At 45.8% G+C, this 19,756-nt stretch carries 14 protein-coding genes; 6 read left to right on the top strand and 8 right to left on the bottom strand.

Annotated elements, in window-relative coordinates:
• Nucleotides 1–15: 15 nt before the first annotated feature.
• The 5 genes from H8B06_RS11475 to H8B06_RS11455 are packed head-to-tail and all read right to left on the bottom strand — an operon-like array spanning nt 16 to nt 10,306.
• Entirely contained in the window at nt 16–1,908 is a 1,893-nt protein-coding gene (locus H8B06_RS11475) for a RagB/SusD family nutrient uptake outer membrane protein (RefSeq protein ID WP_190994411.1), read from the bottom strand.
• Nucleotides 1,909–1,934: 26 nt separating this feature from the next.
• Nucleotides 1,935–5,150, bottom strand: a complete 3,216-nt coding sequence (locus H8B06_RS11470; protein ID WP_223857630.1) for a SusC/RagA family TonB-linked outer membrane protein — start codon at nt 5,148–5,150, stop codon at nt 1,935–1,937.
• Between the two features lie 47 nt (nt 5,151–5,197).
• Nucleotides 5,198–7,549 carry a BACON domain-containing protein gene (locus H8B06_RS11465; protein ID WP_190994410.1) on the bottom strand — a complete coding sequence of 784 codons (2,352 nt, stop codon included), beginning with the start codon at nt 7,547–7,549 and terminating at the stop codon, nt 5,198–5,200.
• Between the two features lie 28 nt (nt 7,550–7,577).
• Nucleotides 7,578–9,422, bottom strand: a complete 1,845-nt coding sequence (locus tag H8B06_RS11460; protein WP_190994409.1) for a DUF5123 domain-containing protein — start codon at nt 9,420–9,422, stop codon at nt 7,578–7,580.
• An 8-nt stretch (nt 9,423–9,430) separates the two neighbouring features.
• Complete coding sequence (locus tag H8B06_RS11455; protein WP_190994408.1) at nt 9,431–10,306, bottom strand: hypothetical protein; 876 nt, start codon at nt 10,304–10,306, stop codon at nt 9,431–9,433.
• Nucleotides 10,307–10,441: 135 nt separating this feature from the next.
• Between H8B06_RS11455 and H8B06_RS11450 the strand changes: the two genes are divergently transcribed.
• The 3 genes from H8B06_RS11450 (at nt 10,442) to H8B06_RS11440 (ending at nt 13,447) form a co-directional block, all read left to right on the top strand.
• On the top strand, nt 10,442–11,407 hold the full coding sequence (locus H8B06_RS11450) for a helix-turn-helix domain-containing protein (protein WP_223857629.1): 966 nt from the start codon (nt 10,442–10,444) through the stop codon (nt 11,405–11,407).
• 673 nt (nt 11,408–12,080) lie between these two features.
• Nucleotides 12,081–12,689 carry a fibronectin type III domain-containing protein gene (locus H8B06_RS11445; RefSeq protein ID WP_190994406.1) on the top strand — a complete coding sequence of 203 codons (609 nt, stop codon included), beginning with the start codon at nt 12,081–12,083 and terminating at the stop codon, nt 12,687–12,689.
• Nucleotides 12,690–12,775: 86 nt separating this feature from the next.
• Complete coding sequence (locus H8B06_RS11440) at nt 12,776–13,447, top strand: hypothetical protein (RefSeq protein WP_190994405.1); 672 nt, start codon at nt 12,776–12,778, stop codon at nt 13,445–13,447.
• A 23-nt stretch (nt 13,448–13,470) separates the two neighbouring features.
• Here H8B06_RS11440 and H8B06_RS11435 read toward each other — a convergent pair whose 3' ends face one another.
• Entirely contained in the window at nt 13,471–14,646 is a 1,176-nt protein-coding gene (locus H8B06_RS11435; RefSeq protein WP_223857628.1) for a beta-ketoacyl synthase N-terminal-like domain-containing protein, read from the bottom strand.
• On the bottom strand, nt 14,616–15,065 hold the full coding sequence (locus H8B06_RS11430; RefSeq protein WP_190994404.1) for an acyl-CoA thioesterase: 450 nt from the start codon (nt 15,063–15,065) through the stop codon (nt 14,616–14,618). Before H8B06_RS11430 ends, H8B06_RS11435 begins: the two co-directional genes overlap by 31 nt.
• 297 nt (nt 15,066–15,362) lie before the next feature.
• Here H8B06_RS11430 and H8B06_RS11425 point away from each other — a divergent pair, with 297 nt between their 5' ends.
• Nucleotides 15,363–16,325: an isopenicillin N synthase family dioxygenase gene (locus H8B06_RS11425; protein ID WP_190994403.1), complete on the top strand. Its 963-nt coding sequence runs from the start codon at nt 15,363–15,365 to the stop codon at nt 16,323–16,325.
• 10 nt (nt 16,326–16,335) lie between these two features.
• Nucleotides 16,336–16,872: a dCTP deaminase gene (gene dcd / locus H8B06_RS11420; protein ID WP_190994402.1), complete on the top strand. Its 537-nt coding sequence runs from the start codon at nt 16,336–16,338 to the stop codon at nt 16,870–16,872.
• Nucleotides 16,873–16,901: 29 nt separating this feature from the next.
• Here dcd and prfB read toward each other — a convergent pair.
• Nucleotides 16,902–17,979 (bottom strand): peptide chain release factor 2 gene (gene prfB, locus H8B06_RS11415; RefSeq protein WP_190994401.1). Its coding sequence is split into 2 segments (ribosomal slippage): nt 16,902–17,918 and nt 17,920–17,979, totalling 1,077 coding nucleotides; the frame shifts between segments, so codons are not numbered across the junction.
• Between the two features lie 95 nt (nt 17,980–18,074).
• Between prfB and pgi the strand changes: the two genes are divergently transcribed.
• Nucleotides 18,075–19,721, top strand: coding sequence for a glucose-6-phosphate isomerase (gene pgi, locus H8B06_RS11410; protein ID WP_190994400.1), 1,647 nt, complete (start codon nt 18,075–18,077; stop codon nt 19,719–19,721).
• Nucleotides 19,722–19,756: the final 35 nt, after the last annotated feature.

Below are 19,756 nucleotides of genomic sequence, written 5' to 3'. Positions count from 1 at the left end.
TTGTATTTCATAACCTTAATAATTAAACCCGTAATAATTCTGTATTTTACCACGGTGGTCGGTGATCACCTTACTTGGGTATGGACACAGGTACCGCAAGGGGTCGGTTGGACTAACCTGGGCCGCATTATTGTAATTGATAAAACCTCTAAAGCTCCAACGTATAGCAGGAATAGGCTCATAGCTTTCAGTGGCATTATCCAGTGCATACCATTTTTTTGCAAGTTCGTGCTCCGTATATCCCGCCGGCCTAGCATGTACGAATTCATCAATACCCACTATATCCAGAATCGTGCGATCCGAATTGTTGGGATCGGGTATATTCCGCCAGTAGACGCTGGCTGCGGCATCTGGAATATCCGGATCAAAACCACCATTGGCCACTTTACCCCAGCTGATCATGTCATGGTAGAGCTGGTAAATCACTTCACTGTATTTGTTCCAGCGAGCCAGATCAAATTTCCGGATACCTTCTCCACCAAATTCCCACTTCCGCTCATCCATAATCGCTTTGAAGAAATCTTCTTTATTGCCGAGCACATCTACATAGGCATCCACCTTGCTACTCCAATCCGAAGATTCAAATGCTCGCCTTCTGACGCGTTTCAGACATTCCTTCGCGTCTTCGCGTGGACCGAACTGCTCGTTTACCGCTTCGGCATAAAGCAACAGCACATCGGCAAAACGCATCCATGTAAAATTGATTCCGGTGCCGGCTTGGCTGGAAGCTCCCAATGGGTTATTCATTTTCAGTTTGGACCATTTTCCGGTGGGCAATGTCGCCAAATCCAGCCGAATCTCCTGATTTAGGCGTTCGTTGTAGCGGTAAGGCGCACAGGTAACGTCCCGCCGGAGATCCATCTTATCGAAGGAATATAAATATAGCGCACTGAGGTTGAGATTGCCGGAAGCTCCGCCATAAGGATGCGTACCTGCCGTAATGGGAATCCCTAGGTAGTAGGCAAATTGGCTGGACGAGTTTTTCAGCATCGGAATAGAAAAGATAATATCATCGTTGTGTGGGGTTGACCAATTATTTTCCCTGTCCCACAGTTCTTCAAAACTCAAGGTCAGGTTATGCCGACCATCGTTAATGACCTTGCCTAGGTATTCAATAGCTATATCATAGTAATGTGCATGGTTCTCACCCCGTTCCATATAGCCTATGCTAGCCGGATTGCTTACGTTGGGCCGCAGTGCCCAGCCACCTCTATTCATCGCCAACAACCCGATGAGCCCCTGACAGAACTCACGTGAAGCACGTTCTACGCCATAATCCAATTCGCCGGCGTAAAACATCAGCGGTTCGACCGCCTTCAGATCATCAATCAAAAACTCCAATATCTCATTGCGGTCGGTAACACCTACCAACAAGTCTTCCTCGGAAGAGGAAGGCACTGTACGGAATACCACATCACCCCAGATACGGATTAGGTCAAGGTACAGCATAGCGCGCAATGTTTTCGCCTCACCGTACATTTGTGTAATAGTGGAAGTCTTGGTCTTATCCGCATTTTGATATAGTTCGGAAGTTTCTACCCCCTGAATAATGTCGTTGGTCAGATTGATGGTTGCATACATCGTGTTCCAGGTTCCGTTCAATGTCGTCCAATAGGGCTTGGGCTCAAAGCAAGCCATATCACCTCCGTTTACGTTCGCCGCACTCGTTGCGATTCCGGACATTTCCACGTCCGTGTTGGAGTTGTAGACATAGGCCAGCCTATTGCCGTAGGCATCGTCCCGGAGCATCAGTGAATATACACCGGCCAATGCAGCCTTAATCTCCGATTCGGACGAATAGATATATTCGGATGTAAATCCGGTCGGTGGCTCTACCGCGAGAAAATCGTCACATGATGACAGCGACACCATCAACCCCACAAAAATTGCATATAATGACTTTTTCATTGTTTCTTTCGTTTTAGTCTTTAAGATTAAAATGTAAACTGTACCCCGCAGGTATACGTCCTACTTCTAGGGTATGAATTATAATCGATATTTGGTGTAAGCCCAGTCTCTATATTGACTTCCGGATCATATCCAGTATAACTGGTAATAGTCAAAAGATTGTATCCCGTCGCATAAATCCGTGCCCTATTGATGCCTACCCGTTTGGTTAGCGACTGGGGCAAGGTATAACCCAGAGAGGCCATATTCAACCGCAGGAAAGACCCATCCTCCACCGCATAAGACATCGCAATAGGACGTCCAATGGATGTAGGGTTCCACATGGTTGCATTTTCATTGAATTTAGCCAAAGCATCCGGGCTATAACGTATCTCATTGCCCATATCGTCAAAATTCCGCCAACGCTTATCCATTCCCACATCCATGCTTAGGTTGTTGCGATTATTGTTATACCAGGACGTCATCATCACCTTATTGGCGTTGAAGACATCAAAACCTACCATATAATTGAAGAATACGGTGAAATCAAAATTTTTATACCTCGCGTCGAGCCCGAAACCACCCGAAAAGTCCGGAGTCGTCTCCCCAATGACCGTACGGTCATTGTCTCCGATGACATAGGTATTGGGGTCATTGGGATCTACAGGTGTCAACTTTTTAAACTTCGCATTACCCGGACGAGGGTCTCCCGAAAGATTTCGGGAATTGGCAACACCATCCTTGAGCACCCATGTTCTGGTAGTGGTATTGAAGGAAGAAAAATCATCCATTGTATACATACCGTCATTAACGAAGCCAAAGATTAAACCTTTAGTCCCGCCCACATAGGCACGATAATCGTCCGTATTGAGCAGTTGTGAACCCGCCCAATTTGAAGACAAGATCCATTCATTCTCGCCCGTAGCTAGGTTGTCGATCCGCGTCCGATTATACCCTATGTTAAAGTTAACGTTCAAAGAAAAGTCTCTTTTATCGACGACATAAGCATTCAATGCTACATCAATACCCCTATTGGATGTCTGTCCAACATTGGTCATAATCTTGGTATAACCCGAATGCGCCGGAATATCCGAAGGTACCAACAGGTCTTTTACCGTATTCCAATAGACATCCACCGTACCATTTATTTTTTCATTAAAAAATCCAAAATCTAAACCCGCGTTACGCGAAATCGTGGTCTCCCATCTAACCGTAGGGTTGTAGAGGTTGTTCGTGTCAAAAAAATTGTAATAGTAATGATCCATCTCCTCACCCCATCCGACAGGACGGTTGCGATTCACACGATAATACTTCGCGAAGAGGTCACTTCCGATCCTGTCGTTGCCCGAGATACCATATCCGATGCGTACCTTTAGATTGGACAGGTAATCTACCTCCTGCATAAATTCCTCATTCATCACACGCCAAGCTGCAGATACAGCAGGGAACAATCCCCATTGATTGCCAGGAGCAAACTTCGTCGACCCATCGGCACGCATCGCAAGGGTCACCAGATATCGATCGTCATAACCGTAATAAGCACGGCCGAAAAAGGACGAAATTCTTACCGGTGAACCTGCAGAGGAGGAGCTTTCATAGACCGTACCTAAAGCAATATTGTCAAAGGCCTTTTCGCCAGTAATATTTTCAGGGAAATAACGCGATGAATAGGACTTTCCGCTGTTCGCATGGTGTCGAACCTCCTGCCCAATCATAAACTGGAATTCGTGTATATCTTTCCAATTAAAGTCATAGTTCAATCGGTTGGTCCATTGCCATCTGGGATTCTTATTCATACTCCATTGGATCACCGGCAAATTATTGTTATTGCGGGCTACATTTTCATCTACACCCCAGAAACGCTGGTCTTCAAGGTACTTGTACTCACCGGATATCTCCGTCTTAAAAGAAAGCTTCTCCCAAACATTCCAAGTCAGTCCTGCCGCCGTGTTGAACGTACGCGTCACCCGCTTACGGTAGTTGTTTGCCGCCTTCTGTTGTGGATTCATCCGAACAACCTCGATGAAATCGTCCGGATCAAAGTAGGTGTTATCCTCGGGTAGGGCCATAAAATCATCCAGACCCTCAGTCGGAGCAGTACGCAGGGCATCCAACAGATTTACACCCTCCGTACCTGCACCATCCAGTTGCTGATTCGTAAAGCGCGTACGGTATTCTAAAGTCAGACGGTCAGACAATTTGGTGTCCAATGTCAAGTTGATATTCGTTTGAGCCAGCCCGTTACCTACCAAAATACCCGGTTGATCCTGATTTGCCAACGAAAATTTGTACCTCGTCTTCTCGCTACCACCAGAAAGATTGATATCGGTGAACCGGGCAATCGGATTCTCTCCAAAGATCTCCTTCTGCCAGTCCACGCCACGTATCCCCTGGTAATTATACATCTCGAAAGCTTGTCCATACTTGTTGAAAAAGCCACTTGGATTAGACGAGCGCTGCCGATCATATTCGTACTGCATCATGACAAACTCATAAGGATCCATAACATCGAGCTTACGCGAAAGCGTTTTCATCTGCCAAAAGGAGTTCGCGGTAAGGACTGCACGTCCGGCTTTTGGGCGCTTGGTTGTGACCAAAATTACGCCGTTGGCTCCACGTGCACCATATATCGCTGTAGAGGACGCATCCTTTAGCACATTTACCGACTCTATATCTGATGGTGGAACATCATTTAGATTCGCGACCTCAAATCCATCGACCAATATGAGGGGAGAATTATCCTGTGTAATTGACCCTCCTCCCCGTACACGGATCGTGATATCCGCATCGGGCGCGCCATCCACCGCTGTGATCTGTACACCGGGCAGCCTTCCGACCATGGCCTCGGCCACAGATGCCGTCGGAACTTTGGCCAGTACGTCTCCCGATATGGACGCGACGGTTCCCGTTAGGCTTCCCCTCTTCTGCGTTCCGTAGCCGATCACCACGACGTCTTCCATCTGATTTTCCAGATTGACCAGCTGCACTTCGATACCGGAGAGACGTCCATCCACCCGCACTTCCTGCTCGTGCATCCCCATAAACCTGAATAACAATACCGCTGTCTCCGGGTCGGCGACGCTGATTCTAAAATTCCCATTGCTATCAGTAGATGCCGCTGTGCTGGTTCCCCGTACCGTGACCGTCACCCCACCCAAGGGTTTGACATTATCTGAAACGACGCCGGTCACAACGGTTTGCGCAAAGCTAATCGCTGCGAACAGCATCGCACAACAACTAAAAAAAAATCTTTTGCTCATCATAAATTTTTAGCTTATAAATTGGTTACCTATTATTATATTTTCGTTTCTCATTTCTTTTCCTGTTGGATACCTCCTAAATTTTGGTAGTAGACAATATGCTGGACCAGATTGTGAAAGTATACCTCTAAGTTGGAATAGCGCCCCATAGGATCTACGTCAAACCCCTTGGCATCCTGCGCATTCCCCTTATCCAGTCCGTAGGCCTCCTCCCAGATATCAGGAATACCATCCCCGTCCGTATCGGGCCATGCTGCCAAAGATTTCAGTACCGGATAACCGTCCGTATCGGAAACTTTATCGATGATACCGGGCTTAGGCGAGGTCGATATCGAGCCTATATACGTCGTGGTACCGGTCAGCAGTTCGTTAACAATCCGCTTATCCACGGCATCTCGACGAAGCGAAGCGCCAGCATAATCGGCAACACGACGGTAGGCATCCTCCGGCGCATGCGTTGTCACTTTTTCAAAAGGGAAAGGTTGATCCATCTTCATCGCCTGCTTTTCCTGTTCGGTAGGATTGAGGGTATGAAAAAACTCATTCCAGATACCGTTCGTCCAATTATCGTTAACCACATTTGGATCCGCGGTGGCGTAATTCCCTTCTGCAAATATCCGGGCAGAAGGATCAGAGGAAAGTATCCTCGTGCGCTTACTATTGGTCGCCGGTCCTGCTTTGTAGTAACTCTTCACGAGATTGAACTTGGCATTTGCGCCACCGTATGCCCCTTGTCCGGCACCATTCCAATTGTAATACACATTATTCCTTACGTCGAAATAGCCGTGGTAGTCGTTGGGGATACCAGGTCCGTCGGCAGATAGGTCGGAGATACGGGGTACCCGGCTACCGTGATGTGCAAAGAGCACATGATGGGATGTCGCGTTGTCGCCACTGAACATACCGCCGTAGCCATGGGCTCCTTTCTCATGCTGTGATTCGCTCAGGCTCTCCGAAGCAATAGACCATTGCACAGTAAGATCTTTGGCACCATAGAATGACATGGTCTCATCCACCGACCAGCTGGAACTAACATGGTCAATAATTGCTTGCCTGAACCAGCGTCCACCTATAGCATCATCTTCATGATCACTCCTCTCGTCACCTGTCCGGCACCGAAGGAAGCGGATGATGGCGTTCACACTATGAAGCGTAGACGAAATCTCCAGCTGATAGTTTTTTAACGTAATCCCATCGCCAGGTGCTGTCTGCCCGATGATACTGACATTGGGCTGTACGACGCCCAGTCTTCGCTTCAGCTCAATCATACCAGAGACATCAAACACGATTGTCCGAGGTACGGTGAGATCTAGTCCATAGCGCAAACTTCCGGGTATAGGAGATTCTCCACGATCGTAGTCCTGTAAATTGGTGACATGATAGACGATGCCTCCGCGACCACCCGTCGTGAATCGTCCTCCTCCCTCAGCCCCCGGAAAAGCTTGGGGCACGACCGTCACATCGTCACCGATACGCGGATTAGGTTTGCCGTACTGAAATACGGTAAAAGTCTCTGATAGGTTGACATTCGTGACTGTTACCCGCGCTGTACGCGGAAAATCAGACAGGCTATTGTCTTTTAATTTCAAGGCGATCTGTGTAGATGTCGAAGCCTCCTCATCCCAAGTGACCCAGTCCTGATCCGCAGTAATGCTATATCGGGTACCGTTGTTGCCTAAATCGACCGGTACGTTCAGCTGTGCCGTCTTGAACGGAACGATATACTCGTCCTGCGTCAGACTCAACTCTGCGAAAGATTCTTCCTGCGTAATGTCTACAGATCGATTGATGACATAGGGCCCGGTAGACTGTATCAGAACCTTGCCCGTTCTTTGTACGTCTGCATTGGGCGCAACCAAAACCTTTAATTCCTCGGTAACAAGGGTAGACTTCGCTTTCAATCGCTCTGCTGCGGTAAGCCAGTAATAGGTCTCATCGATTGCTGCTTCCCAGGTTGTATTGGATGTTACCGTCACGATCAGTTCCCCGCCAGCAGCTGACATGACATCCGTAGCATATTCTATCAAAATATCCGGATCTGCCCCAAGCTGATTTACCTCCACTTCCTTGGAAACCTTTGTCCCACCGCTTGTTTGTGATACATTAATCTTTCCATTGCGGGTACCTTCTGCTGTATTATCGGAGACCATGATACGGACCGGGCCATTACCGCTACCTTCGGACGAGCCCAAGGAGATCCAATCTGCTCCACTTTCTACTGTTGCGCTCCAGTCTCCCTCCGCAATTACATTGATTGTTGCGGAGCCCTTAGCATTGGCTAGATTGACCGTGGCTTTGGATACGTTAAACGCAACGGCTTCCTTTTTTATATCCAGGTCATGCTTAGTCGCACAACCAGAACATAGGATAGTTATCATTAAAACTAGTGCAATCGTTTTCATCTGCTTTGATTATTGGTTTTTCAATAAATTACTTAAGCCAATGCGGATCGCCTATCTTATGCAGATAAACTTCCGATGTCTTATCCTTAATATGCAGGTCTCCTGCTATTGGATCCTCGAACAATGCTGCCATAGGCAACAGTGTCGCCACTGGCTCCTCTCCGGTCAATACGCCCCAGTTGTTGAGTACAAAGCCACTGGTGTAGTAGTTATTCGTTATGTCTCTACTACTGACCTTGTTCAAAATAAGCCAGGTGCCTCGACCTGCATCGGCATTCCCACTTATCAGATTATTCTTTACAGTTAGATGGAATGCATCGGTATTAGCGCCATTGAGATCAAAGAATTTCATATCTCCGCCGGCAAGATTGACCATCGTACAATTTTCAATAGTCACGGAGAGATTCCTATCGATCCTATTGAGATTGGTAATCAATGCGGCAGTTCCCAAAGTCTTAGCATGGAAAGTCGAGTTTTTGAAGACAATATTATAGATCGGTAGTATCTGCCTATTTCCTAGCCCCAGCAGTCCGCTACTACCTAAGTTGAGATTGATAAAACGGCAATCTTCGATAAGAAAGTTGTGAATGATCTGCATCAGGTCTCCATCGGACTGCTGATACCACATCGTCGCGGGTAGATCCCTGAATTCGCAATTGCGGAATATGACGTTGTCCACTTCAAAATCCTGATCACGGAACCTAAAGAAATCTGCGGAAGGTTTTAGATCTAGGTTTTCAAAACGGATGGTACTGATCTTGAGCGGTGTACCGGTATTTGTACCCATACTAACATTGCCCTGTATAGCGAGTGTGGCTGCGGGCTGTCCTGCAGCAGTCTGCTGCCCTACGATATGCAGCGGTTTAACGATATTGCTCAATGTACCGTTAGCAAAGAAATAACTGGTTCCGGCACTCAAGAAAAGCTTCACTTCGCTTACCTCGTTGTCATTCTTCAATGCATTGTATACCGTGTTGATGTCATCATCCGGCGCTAGCACCGTAAATCCTTCGGGTATACTAAAGGGCTCTTCTGCATCGTATTCTTCTTCTGTCCAATTTTCGGGTAAAACGGTAACACTATACTTCTGTATCATTGGATCTTCAGAATCGTTGAGTCCAAATTGTACCAACGTCAGGGAATCCGAAAATATAGAGATCGGTGCATCCAGCTTACGTGTACGAACAATACTACCGGTTCCGTCCAGCAATTCAAGCCGAACATCTACGCCATTTTCTTCATTTTTAGTATTAAACAGCACGAAATCATCTGTATAGTTGACTCCGCCTCTGTCTGTAGCCATCGAGCGGGTCACTTCCAATGGTGTTTCAACATAACGCTCGTCAATGACCCGATAACCGGACCGCTTTACCGTAACGACCGCGCGGACGGTGGTGTAGCTTCTATCGGATTTGGTATCTGTCGCCTGTAGACGTAGCCTTCCGGTTCTGCTGATCATATCGATATGTAAAGGTTGCTCAAAAGGAGAACTGTACAGCACTGCTGCAGAAATCTGTACGTGCTGATCCGCACGCGGTGCTTGCTTGATCACCAGATCTTTCAGATTGGTCGACAAGACCGAATCCGGAATCAGATTAGCCGGCATGGGGCTTGCTACAAAACGATAACTGCCATTTTGAAGAGAAAAGCGGTAATGGCTCGTATAATTCGCTATAAAATCTCCTGTATCATCCTTATATATAAAAAAAGGCTTGGTAGAAATCCCGGGATTAAGCTGCCAAGGTTTACCATTCAGGTAAATGTTGTACTGCCTGACGACAGATGAATCGTATGCGTCCTGTTTAGCACATCCACATACCGAAGCAAGGATCAGCACATGGAAAAATAGGTATAGTATATTCTTCTTCATCATATTTAGGGTTAGAATTGATACTCCTGAAAGGTAACACCGGATGAGGTACCGCTGGAAGCTGACCGGGAGGATGCGGATAATTTATGCGCTAGAAAAGCCGGATTCAGAATAGGCATATTCACAACTGTGCGTTTGGAGCTTTCATATTTTATGGCAACACTTAGAGGCCGTAATGTCCTGTTTACTTCGCTCCCCTCGTTTAGGTAAACCACCTCTATATTGCCTAGATTGGCATCCGGTGTAGGAAACGAATAAACCGATGCTTTAAAGCCCGTGGCCATGTTGGTACGTACAATCACCTTATCCATTACAAAGCGATTGGCACCGGGCATATAGCCGATCACCACATTATTGAAATGGACGTCCAGCGCATCAAAAGTCGTGATACCTGTCAATTCTTCGACGGCTTCGACCGGCTGGAAAACCGCCTGTCCCACCATCCGTTTGAGCTCTAAATTGACCGTACTTACCGTTTTGTCGGACATAAATGTCGTTAGGGCGGAAACATATATTTCCTTTTGACTACCAACATCCTGGGAGATAAGCACCTTCTGTAGTGATTCTGGATCGATAATCTCTCCGGCATTTGCGACAGCAAAGGTTTTGAGGCTTTCGCCCAGGGGCACTTCAATCTGTAGGTTTCCGTCGCCAAGTGCTAAATTCTTCCCAAAAACCAAGGAATCTCCCAGATAGACAAAAACATCGATCGCACTGACATTCTGTGCTGCAAATGCAGTCAGGGAAGCCGCGTTCAGCTTTAGTTTCATGGTGGTTGAAATAGAAGGGTTTTCTGAAATGTGCTTCGGCTCCAGTTCGTTATTTTCCTTATCCGAACAGGCAGATAGCAATAAGGCAAAAAGCAGCATGCTTAATAGGTGTTTCATAATACTTCATTAAGGTTTACGGAGCAAAAGTAGCGGCAATCAGCAAAAAGCGACCGCGTAATTTTGGCAAATCTTAGGGGGTAAATTGGAAAAAGAGTACAAAATCCCTATATTAGAGCAACACAAATTATGACCATGCTCGATAAAAACCCTGTTCACGTATGGAAAGAAACCCTGTCGGCCAGACCCGCCACGCGGGATACCTTCAAGGGGATGCATCTCACGGTGCTGCATCAGGCAACGCGACAGAAGCTAGGTGAACACCTTTTATATATCCAATTTGAAACGCATGATTTTATACTCTGTGAGCTAAAAGGGCGACCAAACGAGTTGACCGCTTTTCCATTGCCACAAAAAGAAGAGAAAATCCTCTGGCTCTGTCTGCAATTTCAGGGTACGCTATCGTTTCCTACGGGAAAAGTAAGCCAGCCCGACACCATCTTCTCTTTTACGGTAACCGAAGAGGAAAATCTCCTAACAGTTGCCGTTGAAAAACAATGGATGCTACTTCTGGGCATTACCGGAGCATCGCGACCGCAGCTTCTGGCTGAACAGCCCTTGTTGCGAAAACAGTACGATCAGCAGGAAAGCAATATCACGATCCCAGTGACCATTTCTTATAACGAACGGAAGGTATTGGAACAGTTCTCCAAAAAAACATTCGGTCCGTTTACAACCGTTCACCATATCGGGCTGGCACTGGGCGAGTTGTATACCGCCTATATGCAACAGCTGGATAAGCAAGGAGGGCATGACAAAGAAGAAGGATTGATCCAGCTTTATCACCGAGCCATCAGCTACGTTACCGAGCATTATATGCGTGCAGATCTCAATCGGATGACCATTGCCGAGGCGCTTCATTGTTCCACGCGAAGCCTTAGTCGGGCATTCGAAGGACGTACTACCAACTTAAATTCGTCTATCATGTTGATACGCCTGCATAAAGCGCGCGAACTATTAAAGCAAAAGCCCGAACTCTCTGTGGAATATATTGCGAGCATGCTTCACTTTCCTCATGCACAACATTTTGCTAACCGGTATAAGAAACATTTTCATCGGACACCCCGGGAGGAACGAAAAGCACTGATCAAGACCATGTAAACGAACTATGTCCATAATCCAACTATTTGTTAGACTGAAAAAAGTAGTGATATGGAGCAGATAACCAATTCATTTTCTTTTTTAAATAGTTCATTTGATAAATAAGTTATCGTTCTCACTCTGCGAACTAGTTTCAGGGCAGAAACAACGCGTTCACTTGAGCAGCTAGCTAGTTGGTTTTAGAGGCAAACTACCTGTTTCTTTAAAAGAGTTACCTTTTCTACCAAAACAACTACCTATCCTACCGTGCAAAGTAGTTGTTTTATGTTTCTACATACTTCTTCTATTGGAGCAACTACCTATTTTTCCCAACGAACTACTTCACAGGACAGAACAACTATTTATTTTTATCAACCAACTACTCATTCGGGAAAAACTACTACTAGTTCTGGAAAAATAAGTAGTTAAATTATACGTCTTATTTTTCACTCACCTTGACCTAAAACCAGCCTTAAAAGCATCTACAGCTCTATTTTTACAGAAAAACGAAAAGCAACAACGTTCGTAAAGATGCGCTTTTTCGCCAAGAAGTTTTTCGTCCCCCCCTTGAAATTGGCGAAAATACGCACCTTTTGCCTGTTTTTGTACCGCATCTTTGTACTGTACGTACAACAGGAGTAATTCATTAAATTTTAAACCCTTCTCCGAGAATGGAGAACAAAACAGAAAAAAAATGGCAAAACCCAATTTTAGATGCAAAAACGCAACGGAACTATTGCGTTATGCAGAACAGATCTTTCAAAAAATGGTAGAGAATGAGGATATGTTTATCGATCCCGTTCCAAGTTTAGAAACGCTGGAAAACAGTTTGACAGCGTATCGTGCAGCGTTTGCGGAAGCTTCGTTCCGCGACCAACGCGCCGTTATCCTCAAAGGACAAACAGGAAAAAACCTGCAGGATGTCATCTACCGCCTTTCGCACTATGTGGATGCGGTGGCGCAGGGCAATCCAGCTATCATTGTTGCAGCAGGATACCGGCCTTCGGAAAGCAACACCAACCGTAACGACCGGACGCCCAAAGCGGAAAACGTGCGGGTATCACATGTACAAGTGGGACTGGGTATTGTCCGTATCGGGGTGAAATCATGGACTCCGGCACGGTTATACCGCTACGAATACCGCAAGAAGGGAGCGGAAGATTGGACAGGTGTGCTGCACAGCAAATCGACCATCGAGCTGCGCAATCTGGAGAAGCTGCAGGAATATGAGTTCCGGGCTTCCTACATCGGACGGGACATCGAGCTGAACTTCAGCGATACCGTTACGGCACTAGTCGTCTAGCACAATCGAAGGGGAAGACCTCCATCTGAGGCTTCCCTTTCTTTAAAATATTAACATTTTAACCATTTAACTTCTTAACTTTAAAAATGGAAATAACAACCCAATCCCATCCTTTGCGAACCATTACGCTGCGGTACGACCGCTCGAAAACAGCATCGGAGTTTGAAATACGGGCACTACAGTATTTTCAGGAGATCCACGATCGCACCTGGGAAATGAAGCAGCGGATAAACAAGGGAAGGCTGCCGATAACGGGTTTCTGTATCCAAGTCGAAGAACTGGAAGGCCTGCTGGAGGAGGCGAAAGCCAAATTTAAACATCTACAGACGGCGTACGAAACCAATCCGTATAAACCAACCATCCGGATACAGCTGATACGGATGCTGGCGGAGATCCGTACATTCATGGACCGGTTTGTACCCGAACTGGTAACGTTGACCAAAGATTATTACGATGCTGAAGAGTATCTCTTCGCTCAGGACAAATGGATGGAGGATGTCGCTTTTCCGCAATTCAGGACCATCTTCGAAAACTACAAAGATTGCTCGGTCGACATGGTATTCTTTGATGAAGACCTTGACGACTTCAAGAGATCGCTGGGCCTCGTCCGAAAACAGCAAGGAAGATACTACGATGAGATGGATGCCCTCGTGGATAGCTATACAGATCTGAATGAACGGCTGGAGGATTTTTTTGAAGCCATAGACAATTTTGATCAAACGCTCTGGACACAGAAGTCCCTTCCGGTAAAACAGTAACGCTATCTGAACAACGGCTATGCTTACGGGGTAGCCGTTGTTTTTTCTATGATCATCGCTGCATTACTCCCCCCAAAGCCGGAAGCTGTCTTTAAAAAGCGGGTCATTTTGGCATAGTCTAGTTGCTGAATAATATTTAGTGGCTGAGACACCCCCAATGTTTCAAACCCTTTCGTTGGAATCAACGTCCCGAATTGCAGGCACATCAGCCCAACAACTGTTTCGAGCAATCCAGCAGCACCCAATGTATGCCCGAAATATCCTTTCAGACTATGGAGCGGAACATCCTGAAGCCCCAGCCGATTAAAGGCAATCGCTTCCATCTCATCGTTGTACAGGGTAGCAGTTCCGTGTGCCGAGATGAAGTCTATATCTTTTATATCGATGTTTGCTTCTTTTCTAGCGCGCAAAACACTTTGTACCAACCCCTCGCCGGTTCGGGATGGCCCCGAAATATGATGCGCATCGTTTATGGCCGCTTCGCCCAAGATCTTAAACTCTCCCTTTTCTTTAGAAACATATACACAGGCAGCGGCTTCGCCCAATGATAATCCGTCTCGATCGCTATCAAAAGGCTTACATGGAAGCCGGCTCACCGCGTGGAATGCTTCGAAACCAGATAAAACAAATTCACTGATAACATCCCCGGCGAGCACCACCGCATCGTCGTACTGCCCCATCTGGATCAGCCGCTTGGCGACCGATAACGCCAGCAAACCCGATACACAGGCCTGCGATATAATAATAGGTTCGGTTTGGAACCCCAATACCTTCGCCATTTTTTTCGCCAATACCGGGAGCTGTGCATCTGCTGCTCTCGCCTCCTTCAAAAAAGAAACATTTCCTTTCGTCGTCGCCAACACCAGCGCTGTCCGTGCCGTCGGTACGTGTGCATCGACAACCGGTTTCGCCGTGTTAAATAACAACTGTTCTAACAAGGTACTGTCATCCGCAAATGTCTCCAAGTATCTGGTTTCCTCCAGGTCAAATTTCGACGCATGTATCAGCGTATCCCGGCCGACATCATTCATGAAAATGCTGTTTTTTCCCATCAACAGCTCGGGCCAATGTGACAACCAATTAATCACAAAAGGCTCGGCGGCAGAATACCGTGTGGCACCCAACGGCGTGACGATGTTCTTGTCGTGTATATATATCGGATCAAACATCATGACCGTAACCCCACCTTTGTTTTCCAATCCAAGATAAAATCGGGAACGTTTAACACCAGATTATCGCCTTTATCCAAGAAAACCTGAATGGTTTCACCTTCACAAACCAATTGGTCTTTACTATTATAGACTTTAAACCGAAAGATCATTTTGGCCGCAGGGGTATCTAGATAAGAGGTCACAACGCGTGCCGTATCCCCGTATCGTAGGGGCAATTTATGTGTACAGGTGGATTTCACAATAGGGGTGGTATATCCGGCCTTTTGTACGGTCATATAATCGATACCGTAGCTTTTCCCAAAAGCTTCTCTCCCTTGCTCAAAGTAGAGGATATAATGCCCATGCCATACGATACCTAGTGAATCCACTTCGCTAAAGCGTACCGGAATGTCAACCGTTTCTGTCAGCCCGGACTCCACATAAAATTGTTTTCTTCTTTTTATCATATAGCATAGCAAGAATACGTGCTTCTGTGTAAAGCAAACCTAAGTAAATTCATTTTCATATGCAATATAAATAGGTTACCCTTCTTTCTGTAAAAAAAGTAACCAAAAACCGAACGTACAATTGCATGATCCCTCCCTTAACGTTCAAATGTCGCATCCAGATGTTTGGGGCATGTACAAATTAATTCTTAGTACTATCTCTCTCCTCAAACATCTGAAGCGACGAGGTTTTTGCTTCTTTTTCACGGGGAAAAAGAAGATCAAAACAATTTTCCTTATTTTTACAGAAAAAAAGCGATGGCATTAGTAAACATTCCCCGGTTGGATTTGCTTCAATATACGCAGGGTAGTGCGGAAGAACAAAAACAATTTGTACAAGATATAGGAAAGGCATTTAACGAAACGGGGTTCGTAACCATCGCCAACCATGGGTTGAGCCAAGAACTTATCGATGAGCTTTATGCCGTTGTAAAATCTTTTTTTGAGCTTCCGGAAGCAGTCAAACGGAAATATGAATTTCCGGAGTTAGCCGGACAACGGGGATATACCTCCAAGGGGAAAGAGAAAGCAAAAGATGCCAGCACACCGGATTTAAAAGAATTTTGGCAACGCGGACAAACCATCGTGGGTGAAGATTACTCGAAAACGGATTTTCCGGATAACATTATGGTAGAAGAATTGCCTCGATTCAACGAGGTGACAGGCGAGGTGTACAAAAAATTGGAGGATGCCGGACGTGCCTTGTTGAAAGCCATCGCTTCGTATTTAGATTTGGAAGAAGATTATTTCGAAAAATTTGTCATCAACGGCAACTCCATTCTGCGGGCGATTCACTACTTCCCGATCGAAAATCCAGACACGATCCCCGCTGATGCCGTTCGTGCCGGTGCCCATGAAGACATTAATTTAATCACCTTACTTATCGGAGCCAGTGCAGATGGCCTGGAAGTCTGGACCAAAGATGGCGCATGGTTTCCGATCAAAGCAAAAGGAGAAGATATCGTCGTCAATGTGGGCGATATGTTGCAACGGCTAACGAACAATAAACTCAAGTCTACCACCCATCGTGTGGTAAATCCACCACGAGAACTGATGAAGACCTCCCGTTATTCGGTGCCGTTCTTCCTGCATCCAAAGGCTTCCATGAGCCTAGCTTGTTTGGAATCTTGCATTTCCGATGCTTATCCAAAGACTTATCAGGATTACACTGCCGGACAATATTTGGATGAACGCCTACGGGAGATTGGATTGAAGATGTAATAACAAAACCATGATATTATCAGATAAAAGAATTCTAGAAGAAATAGATAAGGGCTCCATCGTGATCGAACCTTTTGACAGAAAATGCCTGGGGACAAACTCATACGATGTTCACCTGGGCAAGTATCTGGCCACCTATAAAGACGATGTACTCGATGCTAAAAAGCATAACGAAATTGCACATTTCGAAATACCGGAAGAAGGATTTATGCTGCAGCCGGGCAAACTTTATTTAGGAGTTACCCTAGAGTACACCGAAACACACGGGCACGTTCCTTTTTTGGAAGGGAAATCCAGTACGGGGCGTTTGGGAATTGACATCCACGCGACAGCTGGTAAAGGGGATGTGGGGTTTTGCAATACATGGACACTGGAAATATCCGTGGCACAGCCCGTGCGGGTCTATGCCGGCATGCCGGTAGGGCAGCTTATTTATTTTGTTGTCGATGGCGATATCGAAACCTTGTATAATACCAAAGGAAACGCCAAATACAATAATAAAACCATCCGCCCAGTAGAGAGCATGATGTGGAAAAATGCATTCTAAAAAAGAAGGCGTCTAAATAGACGCCCCTTTTAGAATTCCATTAAATACGCTTTCAAAAACAGGTCGAGATCACCATCTAATACCGCTTGGGTATTGGAGGTTTCTACATTTGTGCGTAGATCCTTGATCAATTTATAAGGATGTAATACGTAATTACGGATCTGCGATCCCCATTCTATCTTTTTCTTAGAACCTTCGATAGCGGCTGTTGCTTCTTGGCGCTTACGCATCTCGATCTCATAAAGCTGGGATTTCAATAAACGCAATGCATTTTCCTTATTCTGAAGTTGTGAGCGCGATTCCTGGTTCTTAATGATGATACCTGTCGGTTTGTGGTGTAAGCGAACAGCGGTCTCCACTTTATTCACGTTTTGACCTCCGGCACCACCCGAACGGAACGTGTCCCACTCTATATCCGCATCTTTCACGTCGATCTCAATATTATCATCCACCAACGGATACACATAGACTGATGCAAAAGACGTATGCCGTTTTGCATTGGAATCAAAAGGAGAAATCCGAACTAAACGATGTACACCATTTTCGCCTTTCAGGTAGCCATAGGCAAAATTCCCCGAAAATTGCAATGTCACCGTTTTAATTCCGGCTACATCGCCTTCCTGATAATCTTGTTCCACGACTTTGCACCCGTGTTTCTCGCCCCACATGATATACATACGCATCAACATAGCGGCCCAATCGCAAGATTCGGTACCACCAGCTCCGGCTGTAATCTGTAAAATAGCGTCAAGCTGATCTTCTTCGGAGCTGAGCATATTTTTAAACTCCAACTCCTCTACTTGCTCCAACGCGAGCTCATATTGCTCATTCACATCTTGTTCGCTCGCATCGCCAGACTGAAAAAATTCGTACATCACACCGACATCATCGACTACCGCCGACACGGCATCGAAATGCTCGGTCCATAGCTTTATATTCTTAATCTCATGCATGACCTTTTCAGCCGCTTTGGGATTATCCCAAAAATCAGGCTGTAGGGTGATTGCTGTCTTTTCTGTTATCTCTGATTTTCGTGCATCGATGTCAAAGATGCCTCCTCAGGGAGCCTACTCTATCCCTCAAGTCTTGTATTTGTTCTTTGGTCATGCTCAAAAGTAAAATAAAACCTTCATGAATCCTAATTCAGAAAAGAAGACAAAAAAAACTATCTTTGGTTGATTAACAAATAAACGAATAATTATATGTTTCCAAACGTAGATTTTACGACCACACAGGCTTACAAATACCTGGCAGATCATTATATCTCGATTAATGAGAAATCGCTAAAGCAGCTATTCGCCGAGGATCCACAGCGCTTCGAGAAATTCTCTTTAAACTTGGGGGATATTCTATTAGATTTTTCAAAGAATAGGATAGATGATGAGACCCTGGCACTGCTGATACAGCTTGCGAAAGAATGCCAACTGGACGACGCGATCAATGCGATGTTTGCCGGCGAAAAAATTAATCAGACCGAAGGACGGCAGGTGTTGCATACCGCATTACGTAACCAGTCTAGCGACGCCATTATCGTCGACGGCGAAGATGTGATGCCTAAAGTAAGGGCCGTACAGGCGCAAATGAAAGATTTCACCAACAGGATTCTTTCGGGGGAATGGAAAGGTTATACAGGCCAGGAAATAACAGATGTCGTGAATATCGGCATCGGGGGTTCCGATCTGGGACCCGTGATGGTAACCGAAGCGTTAAAAGCTTACAAAACACGGCTGAATATGCACTTTGTTTCCAATGTGGATGGTACGCATATTGCGGAAACGTTAAAAGGATTGAACCCGGAAACGACCTTATTCCTTATCGCTTCCAAAACGTTTACCACACAAGAAACGATGGCAAATGCCCAATCGGCGAAAGATTGGTTTTTGAAAGCGGGTGCCAAAGAAGCTGATGTAGCCAAACATTTTGCCGCACTAAGCACCAACGAGAAGGGCGTAGCTGCTTTTGGTATCGACACCAAGAATATGTTTGAATTTTGGGATTGGGTAGGTGGTCGCTATTCGCTATGGTCCGCAATCGGACTGTCCATCGCCTTGGGTATTGGCTATGATAATTTTGAACAATTGTTAGCAGGTGCCTATGCTGCGGATATACACTTTAAAGAAACAGAATTTGAACAGAATATCCCGGTCATACTCGCTTTATTGGGTGTGTGGTACAACAATTTCTTTGATGCGGAGAGCCATGCCATTTTACCGTATGATCAATATATGCACCGCTTTGCGGCCTATTTCCAACAGGGCGATATGGAAAGTAATGGTAAGTATGTCGATAGAAACGGTAATCGGGTGGACTATCAAACGGGGCCGATTATCTGGGGTGAGCCGGGCACGAACGGACAACATGCGTTTTATCAGCTCATCCATCAAGGCACTAAATTAATTCCTTGTGATTTTATCGCGCCTGCGGTTTCTCATAACACCCTCGGCAATCACCATCAATTACTGCTATCTAACTTTTTCGCACAGACGGAGGCCCTCATGAACGGAAAGACAGAAGAAGAGGTAGTCGGTGAGCTGCAGAAAGCTGGAAAAACGGAAGCAGAAATTGCGGCCTTGAAAAATTTCAAGGTATTTGAAGGCAACCGTCCGACCAACTCCTTCCTGCTGAAGAAAATCACACCGTACACTTTAGGCTGTTTGATCGCCTTGTATGAGCATAAAATATTTGTTCAGGGCGTTATCTGGAATATATTCAGCTTCGACCAATGGGGCGTGGAGCTCGGCAAACAACTGGCGAATAAGATTCTTCCTGAATTGGAAAACGATGAACCGGTACATGCACACGATGTCTCTACTAATGGCTTAATCAATCAATATAAAGCCTGGCGATAAAAAAAAGATAGGGGCTGCATCCTTATGGACAGCCC

Origin of the sequence: Sphingobacterium micropteri (assembly GCF_014692515.1) — a bacterium.
Taxonomy (GTDB): Bacteria; Bacteroidota; Bacteroidia; order Sphingobacteriales; family Sphingobacteriaceae; genus Sphingobacterium; species Sphingobacterium micropteri.
The sequence above is the reverse complement of the archived record's forward strand: the minus strand, read 5'-3'. Positions and strand labels throughout refer to the sequence as shown.